22 protein-coding genes and 1 pseudogene are annotated in these 23,461 nt (G+C 41.2%); 8 read left to right on the plus strand and 15 right to left on the minus strand.

The annotated features are described in order from the left end of the window. The 3 genes and pseudogenes from ACEYW6_RS03280 to ACEYW6_RS03290 all read left to right on the plus strand — a co-directional run. Positions 1-786 (plus strand): annotated as a pseudogene (locus ACEYW6_RS03280) (hypothetical protein); the annotation flags it as partial. Beyond that, positions 743-1,429: an OmpA family protein gene (locus ACEYW6_RS03285; protein ID WP_412978606.1), complete on the plus strand. Its 687-nt coding sequence runs from the start codon at positions 743-745 to the stop codon at positions 1,427-1,429. The pseudogene ACEYW6_RS03280 and the gene ACEYW6_RS03285, both read left to right, overlap by 44 nt. A 13-nt stretch (positions 1,430-1,442) precedes the next feature. Then, positions 1,443-2,828 (plus strand): EH signature domain-containing protein, encoded by a 1,386-nt coding sequence (locus tag ACEYW6_RS03290; RefSeq protein WP_412978607.1) that lies wholly within the window; start codon positions 1,443-1,445, stop codon positions 2,826-2,828. A 173-nt stretch (positions 2,829-3,001) separates the two neighbouring features. Here the strand turns inward: ACEYW6_RS03290 and ACEYW6_RS03295 are convergent, their stop codons facing one another. Beyond that, positions 3,002-3,202, minus strand: coding sequence for a DUF5615 family PIN-like protein (locus ACEYW6_RS03295; protein WP_412978608.1), 201 nt, complete (start codon positions 3,200-3,202; stop codon positions 3,002-3,004). Continuing rightward, positions 3,199-3,435, minus strand: coding sequence for a DUF433 domain-containing protein (locus tag ACEYW6_RS03300; RefSeq protein ID WP_069068569.1), 237 nt, complete (start codon positions 3,433-3,435; stop codon positions 3,199-3,201). Before ACEYW6_RS03300 ends, ACEYW6_RS03295 begins: the two co-directional genes overlap by 4 nt. Before the next feature lie 272 nt (positions 3,436-3,707). Here ACEYW6_RS03300 and ACEYW6_RS03305 point away from each other — a divergent pair, with 272 nt between their 5' ends. Beyond that, the gene (locus tag ACEYW6_RS03305) at positions 3,708-4,430 is read left to right on the plus strand and encodes a TerC family protein (protein ID WP_412978609.1); all 723 of its coding nucleotides are present in this window, start codon (positions 3,708-3,710) and stop codon (positions 4,428-4,430) included. Between the two features lie 172 nt (positions 4,431-4,602). On the opposite strand, the gene ndk is transcribed toward ACEYW6_RS03305, so the two are convergent. Further along, a complete protein-coding gene (gene ndk / locus ACEYW6_RS03310) occupies positions 4,603-5,052 on the minus strand; it encodes a nucleoside-diphosphate kinase (protein ID WP_190895052.1) in 450 nt (149 codons plus the stop codon). 263 nt (positions 5,053-5,315) lie between these two features. Between ndk and speA the strand changes: the two genes are divergently transcribed. Next, a complete protein-coding gene (speA, locus tag ACEYW6_RS03315; protein ID WP_190895051.1) occupies positions 5,316-7,331 on the plus strand; it encodes a biosynthetic arginine decarboxylase in 2,016 nt (671 codons plus the stop codon). Between the two features lie 112 nt (positions 7,332-7,443). Here the strand turns inward: speA and ACEYW6_RS03320 are convergent, their stop codons facing one another. The 3 genes from ACEYW6_RS03320 to ACEYW6_RS03330 all read right to left on the minus strand — a co-directional run bounded on the left by ACEYW6_RS03320 (position 7,444) and on the right by ACEYW6_RS03330 (position 10,987). Further along, positions 7,444-8,613: a sugar phosphate nucleotidyltransferase gene (locus ACEYW6_RS03320; RefSeq protein ID WP_190895050.1), complete on the minus strand. Its 1,170-nt coding sequence runs from the start codon at positions 8,611-8,613 to the stop codon at positions 7,444-7,446. A gap of 231 nt (positions 8,614-8,844) precedes the next feature. Beyond that, positions 8,845-9,675, minus strand: a complete 831-nt coding sequence (locus ACEYW6_RS03325; protein WP_412978610.1) for a segregation/condensation protein A — start codon at positions 9,673-9,675, stop codon at positions 8,845-8,847. 226 nt (positions 9,676-9,901) lie between these two features. Continuing rightward, entirely contained in the window at positions 9,902-10,987 is a 1,086-nt protein-coding gene (locus ACEYW6_RS03330; protein ID WP_190895048.1) for an AI-2E family transporter, read from the minus strand. 135 nt (positions 10,988-11,122) lie between these two features. Here ACEYW6_RS03330 and pdxH point away from each other — a divergent pair, with 135 nt between their 5' ends. Beyond that, positions 11,123-11,767 (plus strand): pyridoxamine 5'-phosphate oxidase, encoded by a 645-nt coding sequence (gene pdxH / locus ACEYW6_RS03335; RefSeq protein WP_190895047.1) that lies wholly within the window; start codon positions 11,123-11,125, stop codon positions 11,765-11,767. A gap of 170 nt (positions 11,768-11,937) precedes the next feature. On the opposite strand, the gene ACEYW6_RS03340 is transcribed toward pdxH, so the two are convergent. Further along, entirely contained in the window at positions 11,938-12,558 is a 621-nt protein-coding gene (locus ACEYW6_RS03340; protein WP_196512442.1) for an FMN-dependent NADH-azoreductase, read from the minus strand. A gap of 149 nt (positions 12,559-12,707) precedes the next feature. On the opposite strand from ACEYW6_RS03340, the gene ACEYW6_RS03345 reads away from it, so the two are divergent. Continuing rightward, positions 12,708-13,082, plus strand: coding sequence for a winged helix-turn-helix transcriptional regulator (locus tag ACEYW6_RS03345; protein ID WP_412978611.1), 375 nt, complete (start codon positions 12,708-12,710; stop codon positions 13,080-13,082). Positions 13,083-13,108: 26 nt separating this feature from the next. Here ACEYW6_RS03345 and ACEYW6_RS03350 read toward each other — a convergent pair whose 3' ends face one another. The 6 genes from ACEYW6_RS03350 to ACEYW6_RS03375 form a co-directional block, all read right to left on the minus strand. Continuing rightward, positions 13,109-14,011: a DUF3153 domain-containing protein gene (locus tag ACEYW6_RS03350; RefSeq protein ID WP_412978612.1), complete on the minus strand. Its 903-nt coding sequence runs from the start codon at positions 14,009-14,011 to the stop codon at positions 13,109-13,111. A gap of 314 nt (positions 14,012-14,325) precedes the next feature. Further along, the gene (locus tag ACEYW6_RS03355) at positions 14,326-15,591 is read right to left on the minus strand and encodes a glycosyltransferase (RefSeq protein ID WP_412978613.1); all 1,266 of its coding nucleotides are present in this window, start codon (positions 15,589-15,591) and stop codon (positions 14,326-14,328) included. 76 nt (positions 15,592-15,667) lie between these two features. Further along, on the minus strand, positions 15,668-17,107 hold the full coding sequence (locus ACEYW6_RS03360) for a Coenzyme F420 hydrogenase/dehydrogenase, beta subunit C-terminal domain (protein WP_412978614.1): 1,440 nt from the start codon (positions 17,105-17,107) through the stop codon (positions 15,668-15,670). A gap of 61 nt (positions 17,108-17,168) precedes the next feature. Continuing rightward, positions 17,169-18,209 (minus strand): polysaccharide pyruvyl transferase family protein, encoded by a 1,041-nt coding sequence (locus ACEYW6_RS03365; RefSeq protein WP_412978615.1) that lies wholly within the window; start codon positions 18,207-18,209, stop codon positions 17,169-17,171. Then, positions 18,206-19,738 (minus strand): lipopolysaccharide biosynthesis protein, encoded by a 1,533-nt coding sequence (locus ACEYW6_RS03370; RefSeq protein ID WP_412978616.1) that lies wholly within the window; start codon positions 19,736-19,738, stop codon positions 18,206-18,208. The genes ACEYW6_RS03365 and ACEYW6_RS03370 overlap by 4 nt, the downstream gene beginning before the upstream one ends. A 657-nt stretch (positions 19,739-20,395) precedes the next feature. Then, positions 20,396-20,938: a tetratricopeptide repeat protein gene (locus ACEYW6_RS03375; RefSeq protein WP_412978617.1), complete on the minus strand. Its 543-nt coding sequence runs from the start codon at positions 20,936-20,938 to the stop codon at positions 20,396-20,398. A gap of 170 nt (positions 20,939-21,108) precedes the next feature. Between ACEYW6_RS03375 and ACEYW6_RS03380 the strand changes: the two genes are divergently transcribed. Continuing rightward, positions 21,109-21,504: a hypothetical protein gene (locus tag ACEYW6_RS03380; protein ID WP_412978618.1), complete on the plus strand. Its 396-nt coding sequence runs from the start codon at positions 21,109-21,111 to the stop codon at positions 21,502-21,504. A 71-nt stretch (positions 21,505-21,575) separates the two neighbouring features. On the opposite strand, the gene argB is transcribed toward ACEYW6_RS03380, so the two are convergent. Both argB and ACEYW6_RS03390 read right to left on the minus strand, forming a co-directional pair. Beyond that, entirely contained in the window at positions 21,576-22,472 is an 897-nt protein-coding gene (gene argB / locus ACEYW6_RS03385) for an acetylglutamate kinase (RefSeq protein ID WP_190895039.1), read from the minus strand. A gap of 210 nt (positions 22,473-22,682) precedes the next feature. After that, positions 22,683-23,228, minus strand: a complete 546-nt coding sequence (locus ACEYW6_RS03390) for a shikimate kinase (RefSeq protein ID WP_412978656.1) — start codon at positions 23,226-23,228, stop codon at positions 22,683-22,685. Between the last annotated feature and the right edge of the window lie 233 nt (positions 23,229-23,461).

Consider the following 23,461-nt stretch of genomic DNA (forward strand, 5'->3'; position numbering starts at 1 on the left):
GAACTTCAGACAGCGCTACAAGAACGCGCATCTGTGGAAAAGGAGATGCTTCAAGCTACTCGGACTGGAATTATCCAAATTCTCACCCAAGCAAATAAAACCTTTCATGAACAAACTAATACTCTACAAACAGTGGGTAATCAAGCCTCTGGATTGATGAATGATGCGAAGGATAATCTTCTGGCTACTTTAGTAAATATTGATGCGACACTCACAGCAACTCGCCATACAGTAGAAGATGATTTGACAAGATTTAGAGAAGAATATCAAACAAATTTACAGACATTCTTTCAACAACAAAACAACTTACTTGAGGGGACACTAGGCAAACAACGAGATGGATTATCTGGGGTTGTGAACAATCTTGATAAAGTCTTCCGAGAAGAATCTCAAAGGCGTAGTGAATTGACTCAAGAAGTAGATAAAAGTATGACTAAAATTCAGGTGTCTGTAGAACAAATTAACAGATTAGTTAGTGCGGCTGGATTAAACGATGCACAACGACTAATGCAACTACAAGAATTTGCTCGTGATATTGGCGAACAAGTGCAAATTGTGGACAATTCATATAGAAATTTGAATCGAAAATTTGACGATAGCCTTCAGGCTTGGCAAGGTCATCTTGAAGTTTCTATGCAAAGGACTGTTGACTCACAGTTAAGCTTTTTCCAACAAGCAGATACTTCTATGGCTAGAGTTTGCGGAGGTTTGCTAGAGACAGCAAAAGTTCTAGTAGCTGCACATGATAACCGCCAATTTGGTAATGGTGGAAGCAATCATGGATGATTTTATCAGAGGTGAAATTGATGCAGAGATTATAGAGGATGATGACTCTAGTATCTATCTGTCTATTGGCGATCTGATGTCTGGGTTACTAATGTTTTTTGCTTTGCTATTTATCACTGCCCTACTCCAGCTTGCACAAAAGGATGTACCAAAACGAGTAGTAATTGGTAATGTTGTGGGACAGATGAAAAGCAACAATATCAATGTCAAAGTAAACCCGGAAACTGGGGATGTCAGTATCCAAGAATCAATTCTTTTTGCCAAGGGGAGTACAGAACTTAAACCAGAAGGTAAAGCCTTCCTACGCCGCTTTATTCCTGTTTATAGTGGGGTTATTTTCTCAAAACGAGAATTTGAGCAGGAAATTAGCCGCGTAGTTATAGAAGGTCACACTAGCTCAGATGGAGACGATAAAACTAATTTAAAACTAAGCTTGTTGCGCTCATCATCAGTTTATAACTACATTTTTTATGAGATGAATTTCTCTACCAAAGCACCTTTAAGCCAGAAAATATTAGCTGCTGGTCGTGGAGAAATTGAATCTGAAAATAAACGTGATAATCCAGGCGATCGCAAGGTAGTTTTCCGCTTTCAGTTTCGCAGTGATGAGTTAAAAAAAGATATCGTAAAAACCTCTATCTAAAGGAGCTACAAATTTGAATTATCAGTTTTCTATTCCTTCCCTACCTGAAACTTCCAAGTGTAGTCCTAATCAACTTATTCAGCTTGCAAGTAACTTACCAGATGCAACAATATCAATACCAAGTGTTGATAAAATATTAGAAGCTATTGAACAAGGTAAAGATGATCAAGTAAGTAAGTTGGACTGGGTTTACTGCATTCATGCTAAAGCACAGTGGGATCAGCAAAATATTGACAAATCCGGGAAAACATCAGCAGCTATTTGGAAGGTAGCAATTTATAACTCATGGTTGCAACATCAGCTATTGTGGCGTTTAGCTCTTTATTATAGTGGTCATCAAGAACAGGTGTTAGCACAGTCTCTAGGAGAATCTTTTGATATCTTTGCTAATTCTGACTTAGTTAATCACTTGCTACCAGTTCAAATTATTCGGGCGCTTCGCAGTAAACAAGCTGGTAGAGAATTAGCAAAAATTGCTTGTGAACAGCGTATTAATCGAACTGAATTTCTAAACAAAATCCGAGAATATTTGCCTGTTTGGATTCCATTATTTAGCAAATTTATAGAAGACATAACGCCCTATTTTACTACAATTCGCTCTCCAAGTCAGCAGCAAGTAAGATGGTTGTTAAGTTGTTTGGATGAAATGTCAGAGAGTCAGCAAATAAAAGCTGTTAATCATTTGCTAACTAATGTTTCCAATGATATAGCAAGCAATCATTCTTTACTGGTTGATTGGTTGAGACATAACTATAGAAATGGTGAAAATTGGTATAAACTTTCAGATCCAGCAAGGCAAAAACTTAGAGAGTGGATTGGAGGTATCAATTATGGTGATTTCCAAAAGCTAGTAAATCTCATATTGAACAAGCTGGATTTAGAAAACTTCGAGTCAAATCGGCTATGTAGTCGCAGGGATTTTTGGGCTAATTACAGTAACCGCTTTGAACGGCTTCGCATCTTGTTACCCAAGACATCACAAATTGCCATAGGGTATCAAATCCAAGGAGATGTTGATCTATTAGAGGATGATGGTAGCGACCCAACAGAAGTTTGTATATTCGATTTTGGTGAGTGGTTTGTAGTCGAATTCTTTCGTGGAAGAGGTAGTGAGACGCGCCTGTTTCCGAAAAATTCCAGAAATGAGCAAATCCTTTTTGGTGAATCCACACTTTCAGTCAAGCGGATTCGTTGTCTGGGTGGCGATAAGCACGATCATGAATTTCTTTGGCAATTCTTTTGCCGCCAATGGCTTGCAAATAAGGGAATTAACCCAAATCCAGGTACTGAACCTTACAGAAACCCGACAGCAGATCAATTACAACAGCGAGAAAACAGGCTTGGGCGGTGGAAAAGAGAAATTGAATATCTGGAACGCCAACATCGAGTCTATGTGTGATGTTAGAAATTTTATAGAGACTACTGATGCACAATAATGGTGTCTCGATTTATTTCAATATAGGAATGCTGCTTAAACAATTCAACTACAGATTGGAAGTTAGCTATAAATAGGGATTCCAATTCTGAGTTATTGATATTCCCTGTCGTGATTAAAAGTAGTTTATAAGGTTCCTAAACTGTTAAAAAAGAGCTGACAAAATCCACATCTTTGGTAATTAAAATTCGATTTTGTTGAATTGATACGGCATTAATCTCATTATCTGGCGTAGCATTTTCTCGTGGTAAGTCTCTGGTGTGGATCGTGTCATAACCTGAAGTTTTGAGAAAACGGGCAAGACGAACTGGTAACTGAGCATCGACAAGAAATTTCATGAGGCAATTCGATGAATGCTTTTGACTTGGCTGAGTCGAGCGGCAAATAACAAGACAGCCAAAATATCTTTAGATTCTAAATCGTCATAATCTGCCAATATTTCTTCAGTAGTCATGCCAGAACTGAGCAGTTCCAAAATAAACTCAACTGGATAACGAAGTCCTCGAATGCAGGGTTTACCGTGGCAGATATTTGGATTATGAGTGATGCGTTGTAGAAGTGTGTTATCCATAAACTCTTACCTTATTTTTGTTGTCATCTTTTAATTCTAGATGCGAACTGACAACAGTCCATTGCGATCGCACTAAGCTAGATGTTAAAACTTTGGATGTATTGACTTATACGCAAATTACCCCACTCCCACTGTAATCGCATACATTCAACCCTCTTCAAAATGCACCACAACCACGTTAAGCTGAATTAGAGTGACAATTTATTGCGCTTTTTAATATATAAATCTCTGTTCTTGTCAAATTTTAATTTTTTCTGCTTGAGAAACCCGGAATGCTAGACCGAATTTTTGATTACCTCGACTTTCATTTCAGCCTTGAAGCCCTTATAGTTCTGCTGATCCTGGTGCTTTTAGAGGCGCTGTTATCTGCCGACAATGCGATCGCCCTGGCTGCGATCGCTCGGGGACTGGAAGAGGAAGAACTTGAGCGTAAAGCACTCAACTTTGGTTTAGTTGCTGCCTATGTGCTGCGAATCACCCTGATTCTCACTGCCACTTGGGTACAACAATTCTGGCAATTTGAATTATTGGGCGCTGCTTATCTGCTGTGGTTGGTATTCCAACACTTTACCTCGGAAGAAACTAAAGACGATCACCATCACGGGCCGCGGTTTAATTCATTGTTGCAAGCGATACCTGTGATTGCATTTACAGATTTGGCATTTTCTTTGGATAGCGTGACAACTGCGATCGCAGTTTCTCAAGAAAAATGGCTGGTGCTGACGGGTGCAACAATTGGTATTATCACGCTGCGATTCATGGCGGGATTGTTTATCCGTTGGTTAGACGAATATGAAAACCTAGAAGACGCAGGCTATATAACTGTAGCGTTCGTGGGCTTGCGCCTGTTGTTGAAAGTGGTGAACGATAATTTAGTTCCACCAGAATGGATCATGATTACTGCGATCTTCTTGATTTTAGGCTGGGGATTTTCCAAGCGTGTTAGCACTGAATTGCCCCAAGTAGAACCAGAAAAGAGCGAAGTCTCTAAGTAAGTGAGGAGGGAGGGAGAGTTAGGAGTGAGGAGTGAGGAATTATTAATTATAAATTTTTAACTCCTAACTCCCAACTCCCAACTTTTAACTCCCAACTCCTAACTCTTAACTCCTAACTCTTAACTCCTAACTCTTAACTCCTAACTCTTAACTCCTAACTCCTAACTCTCTATTACTCGCGCAACCAAGGCGTTAAGTGTGGTTGCCAATTTACTAATTCTTCATCCTTAAACCATAGGGCTATTTCCCGTTGCGCGGTTTCTTGAGCATCAGAACCGTGGATCAAGTTGCGACCAATATTCAGTCCAAAATCGCCGCGAATCGTTCCTGGCTCTGCTGTTAAGGGGTTCGTAGCACCAATAATCTTTCTGGCAGATGCAACAACGCCATCACCTTCCCATACCATCGCTACCACTGGGCTAGAAGTGATAAATTCGACTAAACCACCAAAAAAAGGACGTTCTCGGTGAACATCATAGTGTTGTTCAGCCAATTCCCGACTGACTTTCAGAAACTTTAAACCAACTAGGGTAAAACCTTTAGTTTCAAAGCGACGGATAATTTCCCCCACTAATCCCCGTTGTACTCCATCTGGCTTAATTGCTAAGAATGTGCGTTCCAAAGCTATCTCCAAAAACTTAATGAATTTTTTATCTGGTCAATTGTCCCCGTTGGCGTAGCGTCTCCTTTAGGAGAAGTTCTGTTCGCCTGTCATTTGTTCAAGGATTTGCCACTAATGACTAATAACCAATGACTAATGACTATTGACACATTACTCTTGACCAATCAGAGTTTATCTCAGAAATTATCATTGGGTGCATATACGTTCCCAAATGAATGCGTTAAATTGTTAATTCGTGGGTGAAAAACAGAGGTTAGGAAGAAATGGGTGTTGATTCAACTGCTACATCTGACGAGGTGGTACAAGTACCGTCCAATGGACACAAAGAAGTGAAAAATCATAAGCAAAAAAAGCTGTTACCACCTAGTCCTACCGCAGGAGATTTACCTCGCTCCTGGAAAATTGAGGATAGTGAAGCCTTATACCGAATTGAGGGTTGGGGACAACCTTATTTTTCCATTAGCGCTGCTGGTCACGTGACCGTGGCACCCAAGGGCGATCGCGGGGGATCTCTCGACTTGTTTGAATTGGTCAATGCCATGAAACAGCGCAACTTGGGACTTCCCATGTTGATTCGCTTTTCTGATATTTTGGAAGACCGGATTGAGCGGTTGAATGCTTGTTTTGCCAAAGCGATCGCCCGCTACAACTACCCTGGTGTCTACCGTGGTGTGTTTCCCGTCAAGTGCAATCAAGAGAGGCATTTGATTGAGGATTTAGTGAAATTTGGCAAACCCCATCAATTTGGTTTAGAAGCCGGTTCCAAGCCAGAATTAATGATTGCTCTGGCTGTCCTGGATACACCAGGAGCATTGTTAGTTTGCAACGGCTACAAAGACCGAGAATATATCGAAACGGCAATGTTAGCCCAAAGACTAGGGCAAACACCAATCATCGTCTTAGAACAGATTGAAGAGGTTGATTTGGTGATTGATGCCAATCGCCAGTTAGGTATTAAGCCAATATTAGGTGTTCGTGCTAAACTCAGTACCCAAGGCATGGGACGTTGGGGAGCCTCTAGTGGCGATCGCGCTAAATTTGGTTTGACAATGCCTGAAGTAATCGAGGCTGTTGACAAGTTACGGGAAGCTAACCTGCTCGATTCTTTGCAGTTGATGCACTTCCACATCGGCTCACAAATCTCTGCCATTAATGTGATTAAAGATGCTATCCAAGAAGCCAGCCGCATTTATGTGGAATTGGCAATGCTGGGGGCAGATATGAAATATCTTGATGTTGGTGGTGGCTTGGGCGTAGATTACGATGGCTCCCAAACCAACTTTTATGCATCAAAAAATTACAACATGCAGAACTATGCCAACGACATCGTGGCAGAGTTAAAAGATACCTGTGCCGAGCGCCAGATTCCCGTACCAACACTGATTAGCGAAAGTGGACGAGCGATCGCTTCTCATCAGTCGGTGCTGATTTTCGACGTTCTTAGTACTAGCGATGTACCCCTGGATTCACCAGAACCTCCACAAGAGGGAGAATCCCCGATTATCAATTACCTGTGGGAAACTTACCAATCGATCAACAAAGAAAACTATCAAGAGTTCTACCACGATGCGGCACAATTCAAAGAAGAAGCTATCAGTCGCTTCAACTTAGGAATTTTACGTCTCAGAGAACGAGCCAAAGCCGAACGCCTCTACTGGGCTTGTTGTCAGAAAATTCTAGACATCACTAGACAGCAAGAATACGTACCCGATGAATTGGAAGACCTAGAGAAAATTATGGCTTCCATCTACTACGTCAACATGTCAGTGTTTCAATCAGCACCAGATTGCTGGGCGATCGATCAGCTATTCCCAATCATGCCAATCCACCGCTTGGATGAAGAACCAACGCGGCGGGGAATTTTGGCAGACCTCACCTGCGACAGTGATGGTAAAATCGACCGCTTTATAGACTTGCGCGATGTCAAGTCGGTTTTAGAACTACACACCTACAAGCCCGGAGAACCCTATTATTTGGGAATGTTCTTGAATGGAGCTTACCAGGAAATCATGGGCAATTTGCACAACCTATTTGGGGATACTAACGCCGTTCACATCCAATTAACGCCTAAAGGTTACCAGATTGAACACGTTGTCAAAGGCGACACCATGAGCGAAGTGGTGAGCTACGTCCAGTATGACTCCGAAGATATGGTGGAAAACATTCGCCAGCGCTGCGAGAAAGCATTAGAAGAGAAGCGCATCACCCTAGCGGAATCTCAGCGATTGCTGCAAACCTACGAGCAGAGTCTCAGAAGATATACGTATCTAAATAGTTAGGAGTTAGGAGTGAAGAGTTAGGAATAAAGTTAAGAGTTAGAAGTGAAGAGGAAAACACAAAATAATAACTCCAAACTTCTAACTCCTAACTTCTAACTTCTAACTTCTAACTTTAACTTGCGTTTGTCCCCAACAATTCCTCTATTGCTTGTCGTTCAACAGGGGTATGGGATGGTGGTGTCTGACGGGCATCGGTAATCAGCCAGTCTAAAGCAGCGGCTTGAACATCGATTGCAGCGCCAGTTTTATCCACGCAATAACGTCCAAACACCAGCTTATCGACTAACCGGACTCCAGGGCCTAGCCGCGACCATTCAAAAATCACGCTGTTTTCGACTGTTGCACCACTACATATCCAACAATTGGGGCCAATCATCGCTGGGCCGACAATTTTAGCTCCGTCTTCTATTCTCGTCATGCCGCCAATATAAACTGGACCTGTAATATCCACCTTGTCCCAATTTACGGCGACATTTAAGCCAGTGTAAATGCCAGGGGCGACTTCATGACCGGGAATTTGCACATTTTTGATTTCACCCAGCAGTACACCGCGAATCGCCCGCCAATAGTCTGGGACTTTACCAATATCTACCCATTCAAAGTCCATAGGGATGGCATAGAAGGGAGCTTTGATTTCTACCAATTTGGGAAATAATTGGCTACCAATGTCATATTCCACATCAGAGGGGATGTAGTTAAAAACCTCTGGCTCAAATATGTAAATACCTGTGTTGATATTGGTGCTGAGGGCTTCTTCAGTTGAAGGTTTTTCTTGGAAAGCTTTGACACGACCATCCTCGTCAGTGACAACCACACCGTAGCTAGAAACTTCTTCCTTGGGGACAGATTTCGTAATAATAGTAGCGATCGACCCTTTAGCTCTATGCCATTTAACCGCCGCAGTTAAATCCAGGTCAATCAAAGCATCACCGCACAACACCACAAAGGTATCATCAAAAAACGGTGAGAAGTCTTGGATGCGCCGCATCCCTCCAGCTGAACCTATTGCTTCTCCCTCCAGTTTACCTTCATCATCAATTTTCCCTTCAAAGGAATAGGCAATCTGCACCCCAAACCGCTGACCATCACGGAAATAGTTTTCTATTTCCTCAGCCAAATGACTAACGTTGACCATAATCTGGTCAAATCCATGTTGGCGTAACAGTTCCAGCAAGAACTCCATCACTGGCTTTTGCAGGATGGGAATCATTGGTTTAGGAATTGTATAGGTAATCGGACGCACGCGAGTACCCTTGCCAGCCGCGAGAATCATCGCTTTCATAAAAATTTATTCCTCAACCACAAGCCAGTTTACTTTCATCGAGTGATACTTAATCATCAGTTTTTATTTCTGCTCTAAGTCATCCTCAAAACAGGGATAACAGGAATTTAGTGGTTATTGCAACCATAGGTATACTTAGATGACAAGCGATCGCTTATCTTTTCAATTTACTCGGATTTTGGGACTGAATCAAAAATCTGTAAATTATCTGTAGGGCTATTTTGCGCTTTTTTAGTTCATTGACTGCTCAAAAGGTTTGTCAGTGTTAGCTGAATCTGTAAGCAGGCGAATTTTAATCTCATGGTAAAACTCCTCTTGAAATAGCTCTACTTTCGATTGAGCCGAGAGCAATAGTAGGGCCCAAAAAACGCTAACTAAATGGCTGTGTTTAGACTCATGTCCAGACCCATTTTGGTATGGTTGCTTTGTCTGAGTCCATAACTCTACAAGTTGTTCTAAATTCAACCAATTTTGTTCTGAATTTAGCTCCCTTGCCGATATATTCAACACCTGCTCCAGTTCCCCAGCCACTTCCGTCAGATTTTCCTGGTGAGCTAACTCCAGCGCCTCCCGCATACTTTGGACGCTAGGCAGACGTCTGGGACGGATAGGTTTGCTGACTTTTTCTACTAGTTTTAGCTGGTTCGCCATAATCTGCAATTGCTTGATTAACTCTTGCAGAGTCACTCGGCGCTTTGGTGGCGGCATTGCCGCTGGACGACGACGCAATTGCCGTTCTAATGGTAGACGATGACCGTGATGTGATATTCCGTCTTCATCTTCCAGTAGGGTATCATCTACTACACCATCTTGGACATCTCCGACTGTTGACAACTGCATCAACGTATTTGCTTTGAACAATACCAGCATTGATGCTGACAAAAATGCCTGTCCAGATTGGGACAAGTCAGCTTCATAACCTCTTCCTATTGCCTCTGGTGCCATCAGTTCTAAGTAACGGTCAATCACCTCAATCACTTGGACATCCCAAGGGTCAATTTCTCCCTGTTCCGCTTGGTAAATCAGGAGTGTGATTGTTTCTAATAGCTCGGAAGCTTCCATCAACAGGTTCTAAGTTAATTAATGAGAATTAAAAGATCATAAATTCAACAGTAAACTCATTGACTATTGGCAAAGCGTGTACTTTATGAATTCCCTTGCGCTTCTTTTATTTAGGAATTGCCTGCTGGCGGTATCCCCTGAAATTTGTAATCAATCACCATTGTGAATTGTGAGATCAGATTGTGCAACTTTTGACCTTGGGCATTGGGCATACCCCTCTGCCGTCTTAATCGGGGGGCGAGTCATGAGTCATAATGACAGTTGATACAAAGTCACTCGGCTTGCCGCTCTTGATCGCATCAAAAGTGCCTTTAATAGTACCAGCAATGGGAACAGCAACAAGCGTCCCCAATAATCCAGCAATCTCAAATCCCATCAAAATAGCAACAAAAATCCAGATAGGATTCAATCCAATAAAGTTGCCGAGTAACCTGGGAGCTAACAGGTTATCTTTAAGCTGCTGCATAAGAATTGCCGCTATGGCGACTTGAACTGCTAACCACCAATTTTGCAGCAGTACTAAAATCGTCACCAGACCAATGCCAAGAGATGCCCCAATAAAGGGAATTAGTTCTGAGATACCGATTAATATGGCAAACAACAGGGCAAAGGGCACCTTCATCACTAAGAAAATTGGTGTCAGGGCTAGCACCATGAAAAGTCCTAGCAACAACTGGCTGAGGAAGAAGTTCTGGAAATTTAGGCGTAAGGATGCGGTAAGTGGGTCTCCAATATTAGAGGGTAAAAGATTGACCAGACCATACCAGACGCGATCGCCATATAAAAGCATATAGAATGCAAGCACAATGACTAACACTATGTCAAGTAAACCTGATAGCAGTGTTCCAGCAAATCCCACTGCACCAGAAGCTAGCTGTTGCACCAGATTCTGAATGTTGGCATTGATTTGACTGCTTACAACTCTCAGATCAATCGGCAAACGTCGTTGTTTTGCCAGCATCTCAAATTGCTCTAGGTTTGCTTGACTGGCACCTAACCAATCAGGGATCTTATTTAAGAGTTGGATTGTTTGGTCAATGATCAACGGCACTAGGGTGACGCCCAGAATCCCAAATAGAGTTAATGTTGCAAGTAAAACTATGATCACCGCCTGAGTACGCGTAATCCGAGCACGTTCAAAGAACTTAACCGGGTAATTTAGTAGAAAAGCCAGAATCGCCGCAATGCTCAAGACGGTAATCGGATGCTGGAAGTAGCGAAAAAGCACCGACAGTAGCCAGACATTAAGAGCGATAATTGGACCGCTCAGACCATAAATTAACAGGCTTTGGAGGGAGGTCGAACGGCGCATCTTATGCAACCTAGTTTAGATATTCCTGAGACAATTTGTAAAATTCCTGATGGCACTGATAATTATCATAGATTTTTTTAACAACGGTATATATAGAAAAGCATAAGTGTATCTGATCGCAGGAAGTAAATCAAAATGGACAAAACTGTAGCTGACCTTCGCAAAGACTACACCTTGGAAGGTTTGAGCGAACTCGAAGTAGACCTCAATCCTTTTATCCAATTTAGAAAATGGTTCGATCAGGCTCTAGCAGCACAACTCCCTGAACCCAATGCCATGACCATTGCTACCGTTACACCAGACGGTAAGCCCTCAGCCAGAATGGTGCTGTTGAAAGATTTTGATGAACGGGGCTTTGCTTTCTTCACCAACTACAACAGCCGCAAAGGACAAGAACTGGCAGAAAATCCTCTGGCGGCTTTAGTCTTCTGGTGGGCGGAACTTGAACGTCAAGTTCGGATTTGTGGGTATGTAGAGAAAGTTTCCGAAACTGAGTCCGACCAGTATTTTGATACTCGCCCTGCCAACAGTCGCCTGGGTGCGTGGGTATCTAATCAAAGTGAGGTGATAGAAAGCCGAGAAGTCCTGGAGCGACGTTTACAGGAGTTCTACAGCAAATATGAAAATCAGGAAATTCCCCGACCGCCTCATTGGGGAGGCTTACGAGTGATCCCCACAGAAATTGAGTTTTGGCAAGGCCGCCCCAGCCGTCTGCACGATCGCTTACTCTATAGGCGTTTAGATAATGACACTTGGAAAATTGAGCGGTTGTCACCCTGAACAGATGAGAGAGCAAGGGGAAATGTAGCTTTAGCTTCCCGCAGGCTGGGGGACAAGGGAGAATTATTGAACAAGTTTCTTTCTTCCTTGCCTCCATCCTCTCCTTGCCTTCCTTGTCTCTTTCCTATGCCCAATGCCCCACATCAGAGCATCTGTAAAATTTCAATACATTACCACTGGGTGATCAAATCTTGAATTGCTGCCCGTGCTTCTGATAAAGATTGGGTACGGGCATCACCTTCATTCAGGCTATTAGCGTTAATAAATTGAATGTCTGTAATCCCAATAAAGGCAAAAATCGTCCGTAGATAGGGTTCTTGGAAGTCGTAAGCAGCGAAAGGAGATGTGGCACTAAAGTCACCGCCGCGAGCTGTAATGATCAGCGCCTTTTTACCCTCAACTAACCCTTTAAAACCGCCTTGAGCATCTATAGCAAAAGTCCGGTTAGCGCGAACGATTTGGTCGATGTAAGCCTTAAAAGTGGAAGGGATATTCAAGTTATACATTGGCACTCCAAAGACGTAGCGATCGGCTGCCAACAACTCATCAATCAGTTCATCAGAAATCCTGATTGCCTCAGTTAATTCTGGAGTATGGGTTTCTGGTGGTGAAAATGCAGCTGCAATCCAAGCTTCATCAACGTGAGGAACTGGGTGACGACCTAAATCTCGATAGGCGATCGCGTCTTCAGGATGCGCTGCTTTCCAACTACTGACGAATTCCTTAGATAGTTCTCTTGAGTGCGATCGTTCAGCACGGGGGCTGGAATCAATATGTAGAATGTTTACCACCAAATATCTCCTGATTCGCTAGGATTTACTGCTTTTAATGTTTTTGAGTCTAAATTTCAAAGCATTACATCAGATACTAAAAGTAACTAGTTACTAAAGTAAAGTAGTTACCATAAAGTAACTGTTGGAAAATTTTAGCTAACTTATCGATGTCTGTCTCTAAAAATCCTGATGCTTGCCCTGTTAGTATTCTGATGTCTTTACTATCAGGGCCCTGGACAATGTACATATTGTGGGTATTGTGTAATAGTGGGCCTACTCGCTTTGGTGCATTGAAGCACCTAGTCGAGGGCATCTCAACCAAAGTTCTGACGGAAAGACTGAGGATGCTTGAGGCAGCAGAAATTATTTATCGCCAGTATGAACCAACTGTTCCGCCCCAAGTAACTTACGGTCTTACAGCACGTGGTCAGGAACTCATTGAAATCCTTCATCAACTCAGTGCACTTGCTGAACGTTGGTATGGCAGCGAACAACAGTCTGAATGTGAAGTAAAAAAGCCGATGCATTCTCCATCGGCTTAACTGACAATATTCAACAGGTGAATAGTCTAATGTTCCTGAATAGCTGCTGCTTTGGGAGGAAACTGAATTCTGGGATCTGGCATGAAATTGTATCTCAAGTACAATCCACCCCAGACAAACAGGATAATCAATAAAGCACCAATACCAAGGGGACTAGGAAGCCAGAAAACAGCTTCTATATGGTTTAGCTCACCAGGCTGGAGTTTCCACACCAGTTGATTGCCATTCTTTTCTGGGGTAATGGCAGTTTCAGTTTGTTGAATATTTTTGGCTCCCCAAGGAGTCTTCAGGCTAAAGTCCAAGTCGAGAATTGAACCAGCATTAGCCAGAACATTACCTTTGCTGGCAATTAGAGACAGCGATCGCAAATCCAAATCATAAATCAACCGATTTCGGACTAAAAGTAAAAAATTGTTTTGCTCCAAGAGGACATTTGATTCAATTTTCGGCAGTTCTGAGCCAGATTCGCTCTGCACAGACTCAGAGGGTTGATTAACACGGGAGTTAAAAAATTCGTTGAACTTCTCTTGCAATTCCCTACCACTACTAAAAGGAATTGTGACGATGATTTCTTCTTGGGAAACTCGCTGTGTTTTACCTTCAAGTTTACGGGTGCGGCGCTCTATGCTATTTAACCATTCATATACATAATCGCCACTAAAACTAGTTAGCCGCTCTCCTAGCTTAATATGCTGTACTATTTCGCCACTATTTGAATTGTCAAAGTTAAGCCCCACATCGTACTTAACACAGCCAGATAGTAGCAGGGATGTTAACAGCACTAGCCACAGAATAGGATTCCGCATGGGAAAGACACGGTTACTTCGATTTCGACCAATTAATGGTGATAGAAATTCCATTTTTGCCAACACAAAACTAAATGGTCTGATTAACCACAAGAAAATTTTTCCTAAAGTTGAAGAATTCATAACTAGAAATCTCTCCAAAAGTCAAACTTTTTAACTTATCTTGACTTTTATCTCAAGGGGAGGCATTTCGGTTTTCTCCCAAGAGGAGATGTCAAGGGCGATAGCGATAGTATTGGCCCTCAACCTCCACCAATTGCAAACACCAAATCATAGATTTTGGTGGGGTACTTTCACCCTTGTTCCACAACGTTTATGCCAGAAGTTCGATATAAGAGATATAAGAGCTTTTTACCCTGGAATTTCTGCTTTTATTATTAAATTTTTTGATAAATGTTTCAAGACGATGGAGAGGAATCAACAAAACTGCAAGTAATTTAAACTTTTTGTTGCTCCTTTATTTCTCTGAACTCGTCGTCTAATAAATTCTGATATATTTCCACTAATTGATTATTTAAAATATTTATATTGTAATGTTTTTCTACAAAGCTCCTACCTGCTGCACCCATTTTAGACCATACTTCTGGATGTTTGACTAAATAGCTCAACTTCTCGGTCAATGCGTCCACATCTCTCTCTGGCACAAGAAATCCTGAAATACCATCTTGAACTAATTCTGGAATTCCACTGTGCTGGGTGGTTACTACTGGCAAACCCATCGCCATTGTCTCCATTAGCGCAACAGGAATGCCTTCTTGGTCACCTATTTTACTGGTTACACTGGGAGCCAAAAAGATATGTGAGTTATTGAGAATTCCAATTACTTCTTGTTGCTGTTGTGAGCCTAGTAGTTTTACAGCGTCACCAACACCTAATTTTTTGATTAACCGCTGTAATTTTTTCCTCATAGAGCCATCACCTACAATAGTGTATTGAATATTGAAATTGTTAGCTCTCAATTTAGCAACTGCACGAATACCGTATTCTATACCTTTTTTTTCAACCAATCGAGCGACTGTGACAACATTAACTTGACCATCATCTCGAGGTTTGCGTACAGCAAAGGCAAATCTTTGGCAATCAATTCCCATATGATGTACAGCTATTTTGCCAGTACATCCCATTTTTATTAATCGTTGTTTCCAATGTTCACTAATTGGTAAAAAAAGATCACCTAGATTGAATAATAGGTCGTATGCTTGCTCTCCATTTTTTCTTAAATAGGTGGTCATGTCATAGCCATGAAATACAGTGATTAATTTTCCTTGAATGGCACCAATTTGACGCCATAAAACTGCCTTTAGCCCGAAAGGGCCAAAGTGACAGTGGATAATGTCATAATTTTGTTTGTGCTTTAGCAGTATAATCGTCGCGTAGAATAATTCTAAGGAAATAGCTCGGCTACCATATTTGAAAAAATTTAGTGATTCTATTAATGGTACAGAGTGTTTAGAGAAATTTGCTGTTAACCAGATCAAAGCTTTGATCATTCGTACAATATAATTGTCAGGCCCCTTATTATAATAGTAGGTACGTTCAAGAAGCTGATACTTTTCAACGTCAGGGTGTATTTTTGAAATATCCCCTACATGTCTTGCGTAAATATCAACCTCATGCCCAAGGTCTATTAAACCTGTAATTTGGTTAAGTATAAAAGTTTCAGATACCTTTGGAAAAGGTTCGACAATAAAAGCTATTTTCATCAGATCAAGATCCTCAATTATCAAGCCATAATACTTCGGTTGCAAGATGACACGCCAGGCATTTTCGCAAAATACATTACCTCAAAAATACTAATTTAATCAGTTTTTTCAAAACAAGTGTTAAGGATTTCAGAAATGGTGTTTTATATAAATGATTGTATTTATTAATTACAGTATCCATAGAACTTTTAAAATAATCAAAATTGTCAACTTCTATAGCTTTCTCAAAAGCAGTATGGCTTTGGCTGGCCATCAATATCCTCAATTCATATATCTTTTTTTGCCTCAAGTTTATATGATTAAACTGCGCTTTAATGCGTTTTAATGGTCTCCAAGAACCTGCTTTATCTTTCAAATAGAGACGATAAGCTAAACCATCGCGTCTATGACGTAATCCAGCATCTTGTGATTTTGCAACCTCATCAGCGCTAATGTAATCTAAATTTAGCCTTCCTGAAGATATGCCACTTTCAATTAAAGCTTGAATTAATGGATTACGGACGACAACAACATTAGTACCATTACTATCTTTAACATATTGAGGTAACCAAGCATCACCAACAACGATATCTGCGGTTTCGGCTATTACATCATCACAGTAATCACAAGCTTGATACTTGAAAAAGCCATGTCCCCAAAGATAACCATAAAAATCATGATTTGACTTCGTAATGCTAACTTCTTGGTTATCCTGATTTCCTACAACCTCAATACCATAGCGATTTGCATCTTGATTATGAATTTTCTTTCGGAAGTTGATAGAAAGAAGATTACCAGATTGCACTCCACACTGCCAACCAAACATATCGGCAAATCGAGTACTTTTTAAGTGTCCACATACGAGTCCTATACAGAATTGAATGCGTTCACCGATAATAGTATCTTGTTTTGCTAAAAGACGAACTGCCTTAATAAAGCATGGAACACCAACAATTGCGTATCTGCCAGGGCGTTTTCGCACTAAATCTAAGACTTCTGACATTTCGACTGGATAATAACGAGACTTTGCACCAGCGCGGATTTTATCAATTGAATCTGAAACTTCAAAACGAAATAACATTGGATCAGTTTCTGATGGTTTTTGTCCATGCACATGAATTACAGCATCAATCAAACCTTGGCTAAATAGTTCAGTAATAATCCATGTACCCATACCACCAGAACTACCATGCTTGCGAAAATCTTTCTCTGACACGAATCCAGCGTAATTAGCCAAGTAGTAACCAATCTGGCTATGATGCTGGCAATTTTCACTAAAAAGTTCTTGACCTATTTGGTCTTCGTTGGTACTAACCCCTGAAAATGGGCACACTGCTAGCACAGAAGGATTAAAAGTTTTACTATTATTTGAAGGATCTAGTGATGCACAAAAACGACCATATTTATCCAACTTCATATTAATTGGTGAATCCTGCACTGATGCACAGGCTCCGCAACCAATACAATATCCACCTGTTACTACGGTATTAAATAGAGTAGATACTTCTTCTGATTGATCTTGGTGTATTTTGGACATTTCTTTTTCAATTTATGATAGATTGACTAATAAAAAACTTTAATTCCTTAAAGACTTCACTTCATTTAACATTAATTGTCTTAGGAATTGTATCAAAATATGTTTTATTCCAATCAGTAACTTCTCTACTTTCAACGGATAAACACTCTTCTACCACTGAGGGAATTACATCAATATTCGGTACAAATTTTATGAAAGGAATTTCTTTAAACCAGTGCATTGCAGAAGTCAATTTATGATCTACCGTTGGTAATACTACACATGGCTTTCGGCATAAAATTGTAAAAATTAAGCCGTGATAACGATCAGTTACTACAACGTCCGCAGCCTGAAATAAATCAAGTGTACGTTCTAAAACGTTTTTTCTTTCATTCACTTTTATAGGGTTTGCAAGTGTTGTATCGAAGTAGGTGCAATCATAAGGCAGCTTTTCGGCTATTTCCTTTCGCTGCTCTGCATTTAAAGCAGATTCGTCATCAAGCCGCAAACAAAGAAGAACCTTTGGTGGGTTATTCTTTCTATCTGACTGCCTTGGAGGTAACGAAAGCACGAAGTCAGGCATACAAAATGTCTGGGCTTTTGGAAATAACTCTTTAGCCAACTCACCACTTTGCGGATCGCGACCTATGACTGTGAGATTTGGGTGAGTAGCGTAAATTTGGCGTGTATTCTCCCGCTCAGATCTGCCAGTTGGAGTATCACTAAAGTAAATTGTTTGTGGTAGGCTAACAATTTGGTTCTGAGGGAAGGAACTGATGAGTAAACGCCGAATACTCTCAGACCAAATACCACGATCGCCTAGATTGCCTCCACTATGAAGAAAAAATAAATCATTTGGTTGAACCAATTGCTTCAAAGCTGGAATAAATTTTTGAGATTCGTTTTTATCCAACTCAATCACAGGCAGTTCAGGAAAGTGCTTTTGTAGCCAAACCCTGATAGCAACTACCTGGGCATGATCTCCTATATTTTTTAAGTAGGGTGGAGGAGTCAAAGCATAAATGATTTTGCGTTGATTTATTAAAGATTTATGGGTGTATAAAAAATTTGCATTTTGTAGTTTTTGCTTAACTGGACGAAGAACTTCTTTAATGGTAGTCATAATACTGAATTTTCCTTTTTACGTTTGATAATGAATGGTATTAAATTCTTGAAATCCTGAAGTGCCGCTCTTCCTGCTGGTAGAGCAATAAGAACTAATAAAGTTATCGCTATATTAATCAAAAAAGCTATGGTAAGACTAATTATCGGATGGAATATTCCTACCCATTGACGAGTTATTAATAAGACGAATAGACCACATAAAGATGCAAGGGTAGATGGTGCCATTGTGCGATATAAGTCTACGGCTTTAACTGAGCCAGACCGTCCAACATACCAGAACAAGATGGGTGTACGAATGAGTAAACCAGAGATTGAATAAGAGGCAGCTACACCGACTGCTCCCCACTGTATACCAAAAACAATAGCTACAACCGACAATGTACTGCCAATAATTCCCCACTGGAACATATGGTTGGTACGTCCTTGCGTAATGAAAAGCCAACCAGTTGTATTTGCAACAGGCTGAGTGAAAGCTATAATACCGAGCAGTGAAAATATTGGACTGGCATCAGTCCATTGTGGTCCTAGAAGCAACAACACTATCCAGTCGGAAGTTGCAATCATGAATACCACTAAAGGAGCAGTGATGATAGTTAGCTTTTCTAGAATTCGCAGGTATGCTTGTCGATAGCGCTCTGGTGAATCTACTAATCTACTCAAAGCTGGTATAGCTACCTTTTCAAATGGAGCATTAATTTGTTGGAGTGGCAACAATAGCAATTGATAAGCTTTGGCATATAGACCTAACTGTTGTGCTCCCCAAACTTTTCCGATAAGTAAATTATCAAGGTTACGGGCAAAGTAATTGACAATATTAAAGCCAGTTAGGTTGCCACCAAAAACTAGCATAGACCGCACTCCTGATTGTTTGACAGGAAGACTCGGACGCCAACTACATACAATCCAAAATCCGACAGTGCTAACAATTCCCGTTACTAGTGGTAAAATTACCAACGCCCAATAGCCCAAACCAAACCAAGCAGCAATGATAGCACTTCCAATGCCAATCCCTACAGATACAATCTCATTGATCGTCAGCGCTTTGTATTGCATCTGGCGATTGAGCAAAGCAGAGTGTTGAACACCTAACCCACTGATGAAAAATCCTGATGCTAAACTTAGGGTAATCCAGAGCAAGCGTGGTTCATTATAAAACCAAGCGATTACAGGTGCGATCGCTACTGTAACTAGCATAGTTACAATCCCTAGTGCTACATTCACCCAAAATAGGGTACTAACTTGCTCGTGATTAATCTTTTCCTTCTGAACAGTTGCAGTTGACAACCCCAAGTCTTTGAATATGGTGACCAGACCGGTAACTACAGTCACCATACCCACCAAGCCATAATCTTGTGGTGTTAATAATCGAGCTAACACTACATTTGAGCCCAAAGTCAAGCCAAACTTTAAACCTTGGGCAACAATAGTAACTGCTCCACCTCTAATAGAGCGCCCTTTTAGGTCAGCTTTAAGATGTTCAGTATGGAAATACTGATTATTTTTGTCACTAGAAGCACGGTTTTTCATGTATCTGGTCTAAATTTCTAGCGGATATGTTGCTATCAACTAAATAAAACTGGTTGTTTCAGCAGTTGGAGCAAACATACAAATCAAAATGGGAACCAAGGAAAAACTGAATTGAAGATCCAGATTTAAAAATCTAGTGATTTTACTGAAGCTTTTGAGTCTCTTTGGATTAGATGGAAAATTGCCAGAAATGTTATAGAGTAATTCTGCCATAGTTTTTTGGCTAATTTGCAGCAGCTTTAAAAACTTTTAAAAAAAAATACTGGTAAATAAAATTACTAACCCTTTGTACTGCTTGAATACAAGTACTTGCGGCATTTCACCGTATGTGTACAGCCATCCAATTATGAAGCTTATATAAATATTTTATAATTTATATTGCCAAAAGTATCATCTTGATTTATCTGATAGTGATTAAGTACTTCACACTGAATAGGAAAAGGCAATAAAAGCCTGATTTTTGTTGCTCTTTCCTCATCTGTTATGTAGTAATAAAGGCTCTTAGGTGAGGTTCATCAAACTCACATTAACTCAAGTCTCAGCCCTCTTTAGCACCTTTTTTCAACTCGTCGAACTCCTAGAAAACTAGATTGTTTCTCTTAAGGCATAACGAATGCCGTTCGGTGGAAGCTCACGTTAATCCAATGTAAGTTGGTATCAGTTTGGGGTTCCTGAGAAATTCAACCAAACCAAGTATGAAATGGTTAAACCAATGGCAATTAGCGCCACCCAGATAAAGCGATTATCTTTAGTATTGACCTGACTGAGGTCTACGAATTCTGGTTCTGTAGGTTTAGGCTTCTGCTGGACAGAAGATTTAGTAGGTTTAGCAGGTACAGAAATTTTGAGTTCATTATCAGATAGTGCGCCCAAATCGGGGATTTGGGTCATCCACTCGCTGGGTCTTTTCAGCTTTGGTGCTTTTAAAATGTAAAGCATCCGTCGCGCTTGTTTGCTAATTTCAAAATGGGCATGGCGTTTGAGTCTTTCGCAAAGAGCGATCGCATCATCGGTGCGTCCAGCAGCTTCATAAGCTGTCACCAGATAAATTTCTACTTCGCCCCCAAGGCGAGTATTACGAGCTAACAGGGCGCTGGCCTTTTCTAAATTTTCTATGGCTTCGCGGTATTGCCCATTTTCAAAGGCAACTTTCCCAGCCTGGTAGCGGGTTTTAGCAATTTCTAAACTTTCTGTACTCACGTCTTCTATAAAAAATCAGCACTGTTTTAATTTTGCCAATGCCAGCAATCTTTTTGGAATCTTTTCAGAAGCTGGCAATCTGAAAATAAATAAACTTCTAAAATTTTAACTAAGTAGCTGCAATAATTTTCTGATTAAAAACTCTGGTATCAAATGCAGGTGAGCAAAATATGTTGAAAATCAAGCATTCGCAACTGAATTGGCTCTTAGCAGGCATGACTTTAGCAGTGATGGGTGCAACCATTGCTCCAGCTGCTGCCCAGCGTGTGATACTAATTGACGGTGGTTATGGAATCAGGCGATCGCCTGCTGTCGGTTCCTTTATTTATGGTAGTCCGATTCCCACACCTATGCCTGTAGACCCAGCAACGGGACTGATGCCACAACGCAATAATTACCCCGATTATTCCTATCCCCAGGTAAGGCAAAACGTGAGAAATTCCACACTGATTAATCCAACAATTCGAGACTCAACCGTAGTTAATCCTGTCATTATCAACAATTCATGGCGTAGTACACCATTTAGCGGTGGGCAATCGCGGGTTATTATTACCTATCCTCGGTAAAGTGAGGAGTAGGGAGCAGACTAGGATAATTCCTGTAGAGACGCGATTAATCGCGTCTCTACTCCTAACTCTTACGAAGTAAACTGCGAACCGAGAATCATTGTCCCAATCCCAACGTCAGTAAAGATTTCTAATAACAGGGCGTGAGGAATGCGACCATCGATGATGTGTGCTGCACGAACTCCTTGAGCAAGCGATCGCACACAACAATTCACTTTAGGGATCATCCCACCACTGACTATACCATTGGCAATCAACTCGCGGGCTTCGCGGATATCTACTTTTGGAATCAAAGTAGATTGGTCTTTGTAATCTTTTAAAATTCCACTGGTGTCGGTCAGTAAAATTAATTTTTCTGCTCCTAGTGCAGCAGCGATTTCTCCAGCTACAGTATCGGCGTTAATGTTATAAGCTTGCCCTGTCTCGTCTGCGGCTACGCTGGACACTACCGGAATATAGCCATTGCTAGCGAGGGTGTCCAAAATCTTGATATTCACATTGCTGACTTCCCCCACAAAACCGATGCCTTCTTGACCTTGAGGACGGGCTGTAAATAGATTACCGTCTTTACCGCAAAGTCCTACAGCCAATCCACCAGCTTGGTTAATTAGCGCGACAATTTCTTTGTTAACTCGACCAACTAAAACCATTTCCACCACATCCATTGTGGCGGCATCAGTGACTCGCAGACCATTCTTAAATTGTGGTTCGATTCCCAGCTTATCTAACCAGCTGTTAATTTCTGGGCCGCCGCCGTGTACTACAATCGGACGCAAGCCCACGCAGGATAAGAATACAATGTCGCGGATAACTTTGTCTTTGAGTGTGCTATCTTTCATAGCTGCGCCACCATATTTGACAACAACAGTGCGACCGGCGAATTGTTGAATATAAGGTAGTGCTTCGCTTAGTACACGCACACGAGTGGCTTCAGCTTGCCTGATGTATTCAGAATCGTTGACCGTCATGAGGAGCCGCCGTTGAGAGTTAAAACCTATTTCAGTCAGTGTAGAAGACTTTGTAACTCGTCACAATCTCTAATGTTAAAGTCGAGTATGTTTGTACTGATCAGTCATAGCTGTTTGGTTCTGTTACGAGTTCACCATCTGGCAAATCGGCACTCCAGAATTACCAGGATTTGTCTTACGGATGGCTAAAATTTGGTAACTTGAGTCTTCTTAATGAGAAACTTGTGGTTTAAGAACGTTAGGAATTGCCTCAAGTATTCTCTTGGCAACCTCTTCAGGCGTTTCTCCCTCTTGCTCGGTGATGTGCAAATCGGCTTGCGAGTAAAGTGGTGTTCGTTGTTCGAGGAGCGATCGCAATTTACCTTTAGGATCAACATCTTGCAGCAGTGGTCTTGTGCTATCCTCAGCTAAACGGTTATAAATTAGCTCCACTGGCGCATCTAGCCACACTATCAAACCGTGGTGCAAGTAACCCCAATTTTCTCGCCGCAGTACAATGCCTCCACCGGTTGCTATAGTCAACTTTGTAAAAGCACAGACTTGTGAAAGCACATCACTTTCTAGCTTGCGAAACCCTGCTTCCCCAACTTCTGCAAATAACTGATTGATAGATTTACCTGTTGCTTGGGAAATGACATCATCGGTATCTACAAACCCATAACCCAGTTCCTTTGCCAGTAAGCGCCCTATTGTCGTCTTACCAACGCCCATCATCCCAATTAAGTAAAGGTTGACTCCTTGTAATAAGCTGCTCACCAGTTGCTTCGCTCCAATTATGAGTTCTGTTAGCGGTAGTGGGGCGTTTAGCCCGTGCTGAGTCACAGTTTCCAATTATAAACTCAACGACTCATACCTGCGTATTCAACCGATGTTCTAGAAAAGCAATCGCCAATTAGCTGATATTTTCGATTCTGCTTTTGCTAGCAAACGCGTCATACAGCTCCAGTTTTTTATTTTACTGAGTATTCTGCCTGGTTACTCAGCATTTA

The organism is Nostoc sp. UIC 10607, from assembly GCF_047228265.1.
GTDB classification, from domain to species: Bacteria; Cyanobacteriota; Cyanobacteriia; order Cyanobacteriales; family Nostocaceae; genus Nostoc; species Nostoc foliaceum_A.

What these genes read in the sequence shown, in the direction of transcription:
- ACEYW6_RS03285 (WP_412978606.1), top strand. Translation starts at nt 743, where the DNA reads ATGATAACCGCCAATTTGGTAATGGTGGAAGCAATCATGGATGATTTT.
- ACEYW6_RS03295 (WP_412978608.1), bottom strand. Translation starts at nt 3,202, where the DNA reads ATGAAATTTCTTGTCGATGCTCAGTTACCAGTTCGTCTTGCCCGTTTT.
- ACEYW6_RS03300 (WP_069068569.1), bottom strand. Translation starts at nt 3,435, where the DNA reads ATGGATAACACACTTCTACAACGCATCACTCATAATCCAAATATCTGC.
- ACEYW6_RS03305 (WP_412978609.1), top strand. Translation starts at nt 3,708, where the DNA reads ATGCTAGACCGAATTTTTGATTACCTCGACTTTCATTTCAGCCTTGAA.
- speA (WP_190895051.1), top strand. Translation starts at nt 5,316, where the DNA reads ATGGGTGTTGATTCAACTGCTACATCTGACGAGGTGGTACAAGTACCG.
- ACEYW6_RS03320 (WP_190895050.1), bottom strand. Translation starts at nt 8,613, where the DNA reads ATGAAAGCGATGATTCTCGCGGCTGGCAAGGGTACTCGCGTGCGTCCG.
- ACEYW6_RS03325 (WP_412978610.1), bottom strand. Translation starts at nt 9,675, where the DNA reads ATGGAAGCTTCCGAGCTATTAGAAACAATCACACTCCTGATTTACCAA.
- ACEYW6_RS03330 (WP_190895048.1), bottom strand. Translation starts at nt 10,987, where the DNA reads ATGCGCCGTTCGACCTCCCTCCAAAGCCTGTTAATTTATGGTCTGAGC.
- pdxH (WP_190895047.1), top strand. Translation starts at nt 11,123, where the DNA reads ATGGACAAAACTGTAGCTGACCTTCGCAAAGACTACACCTTGGAAGGT.
- ACEYW6_RS03345 (WP_412978611.1), top strand. Translation starts at nt 12,708, where the DNA reads ATGTCTGTCTCTAAAAATCCTGATGCTTGCCCTGTTAGTATTCTGATG.
- ACEYW6_RS03350 (WP_412978612.1), bottom strand. Translation starts at nt 14,011, where the DNA reads ATGAATTCTTCAACTTTAGGAAAAATTTTCTTGTGGTTAATCAGACCA.
- ACEYW6_RS03355 (WP_412978613.1), bottom strand. Translation starts at nt 15,591, where the DNA reads ATGAAAATAGCTTTTATTGTCGAACCTTTTCCAAAGGTATCTGAAACT.
- ACEYW6_RS03360 (WP_412978614.1), bottom strand. Translation starts at nt 17,107, where the DNA reads ATGTCCAAAATACACCAAGATCAATCAGAAGAAGTATCTACTCTATTT.
- ACEYW6_RS03365 (WP_412978615.1), bottom strand. Translation starts at nt 18,209, where the DNA reads ATGACTACCATTAAAGAAGTTCTTCGTCCAGTTAAGCAAAAACTACAA.
- ACEYW6_RS03370 (WP_412978616.1), bottom strand. Translation starts at nt 19,738, where the DNA reads ATGAAAAACCGTGCTTCTAGTGACAAAAATAATCAGTATTTCCATACT.
- ACEYW6_RS03380 (WP_412978618.1), top strand. Translation starts at nt 21,109, where the DNA reads ATGTTGAAAATCAAGCATTCGCAACTGAATTGGCTCTTAGCAGGCATG.
- argB (WP_190895039.1), bottom strand. Translation starts at nt 22,472, where the DNA reads ATGACGGTCAACGATTCTGAATACATCAGGCAAGCTGAAGCCACTCGT.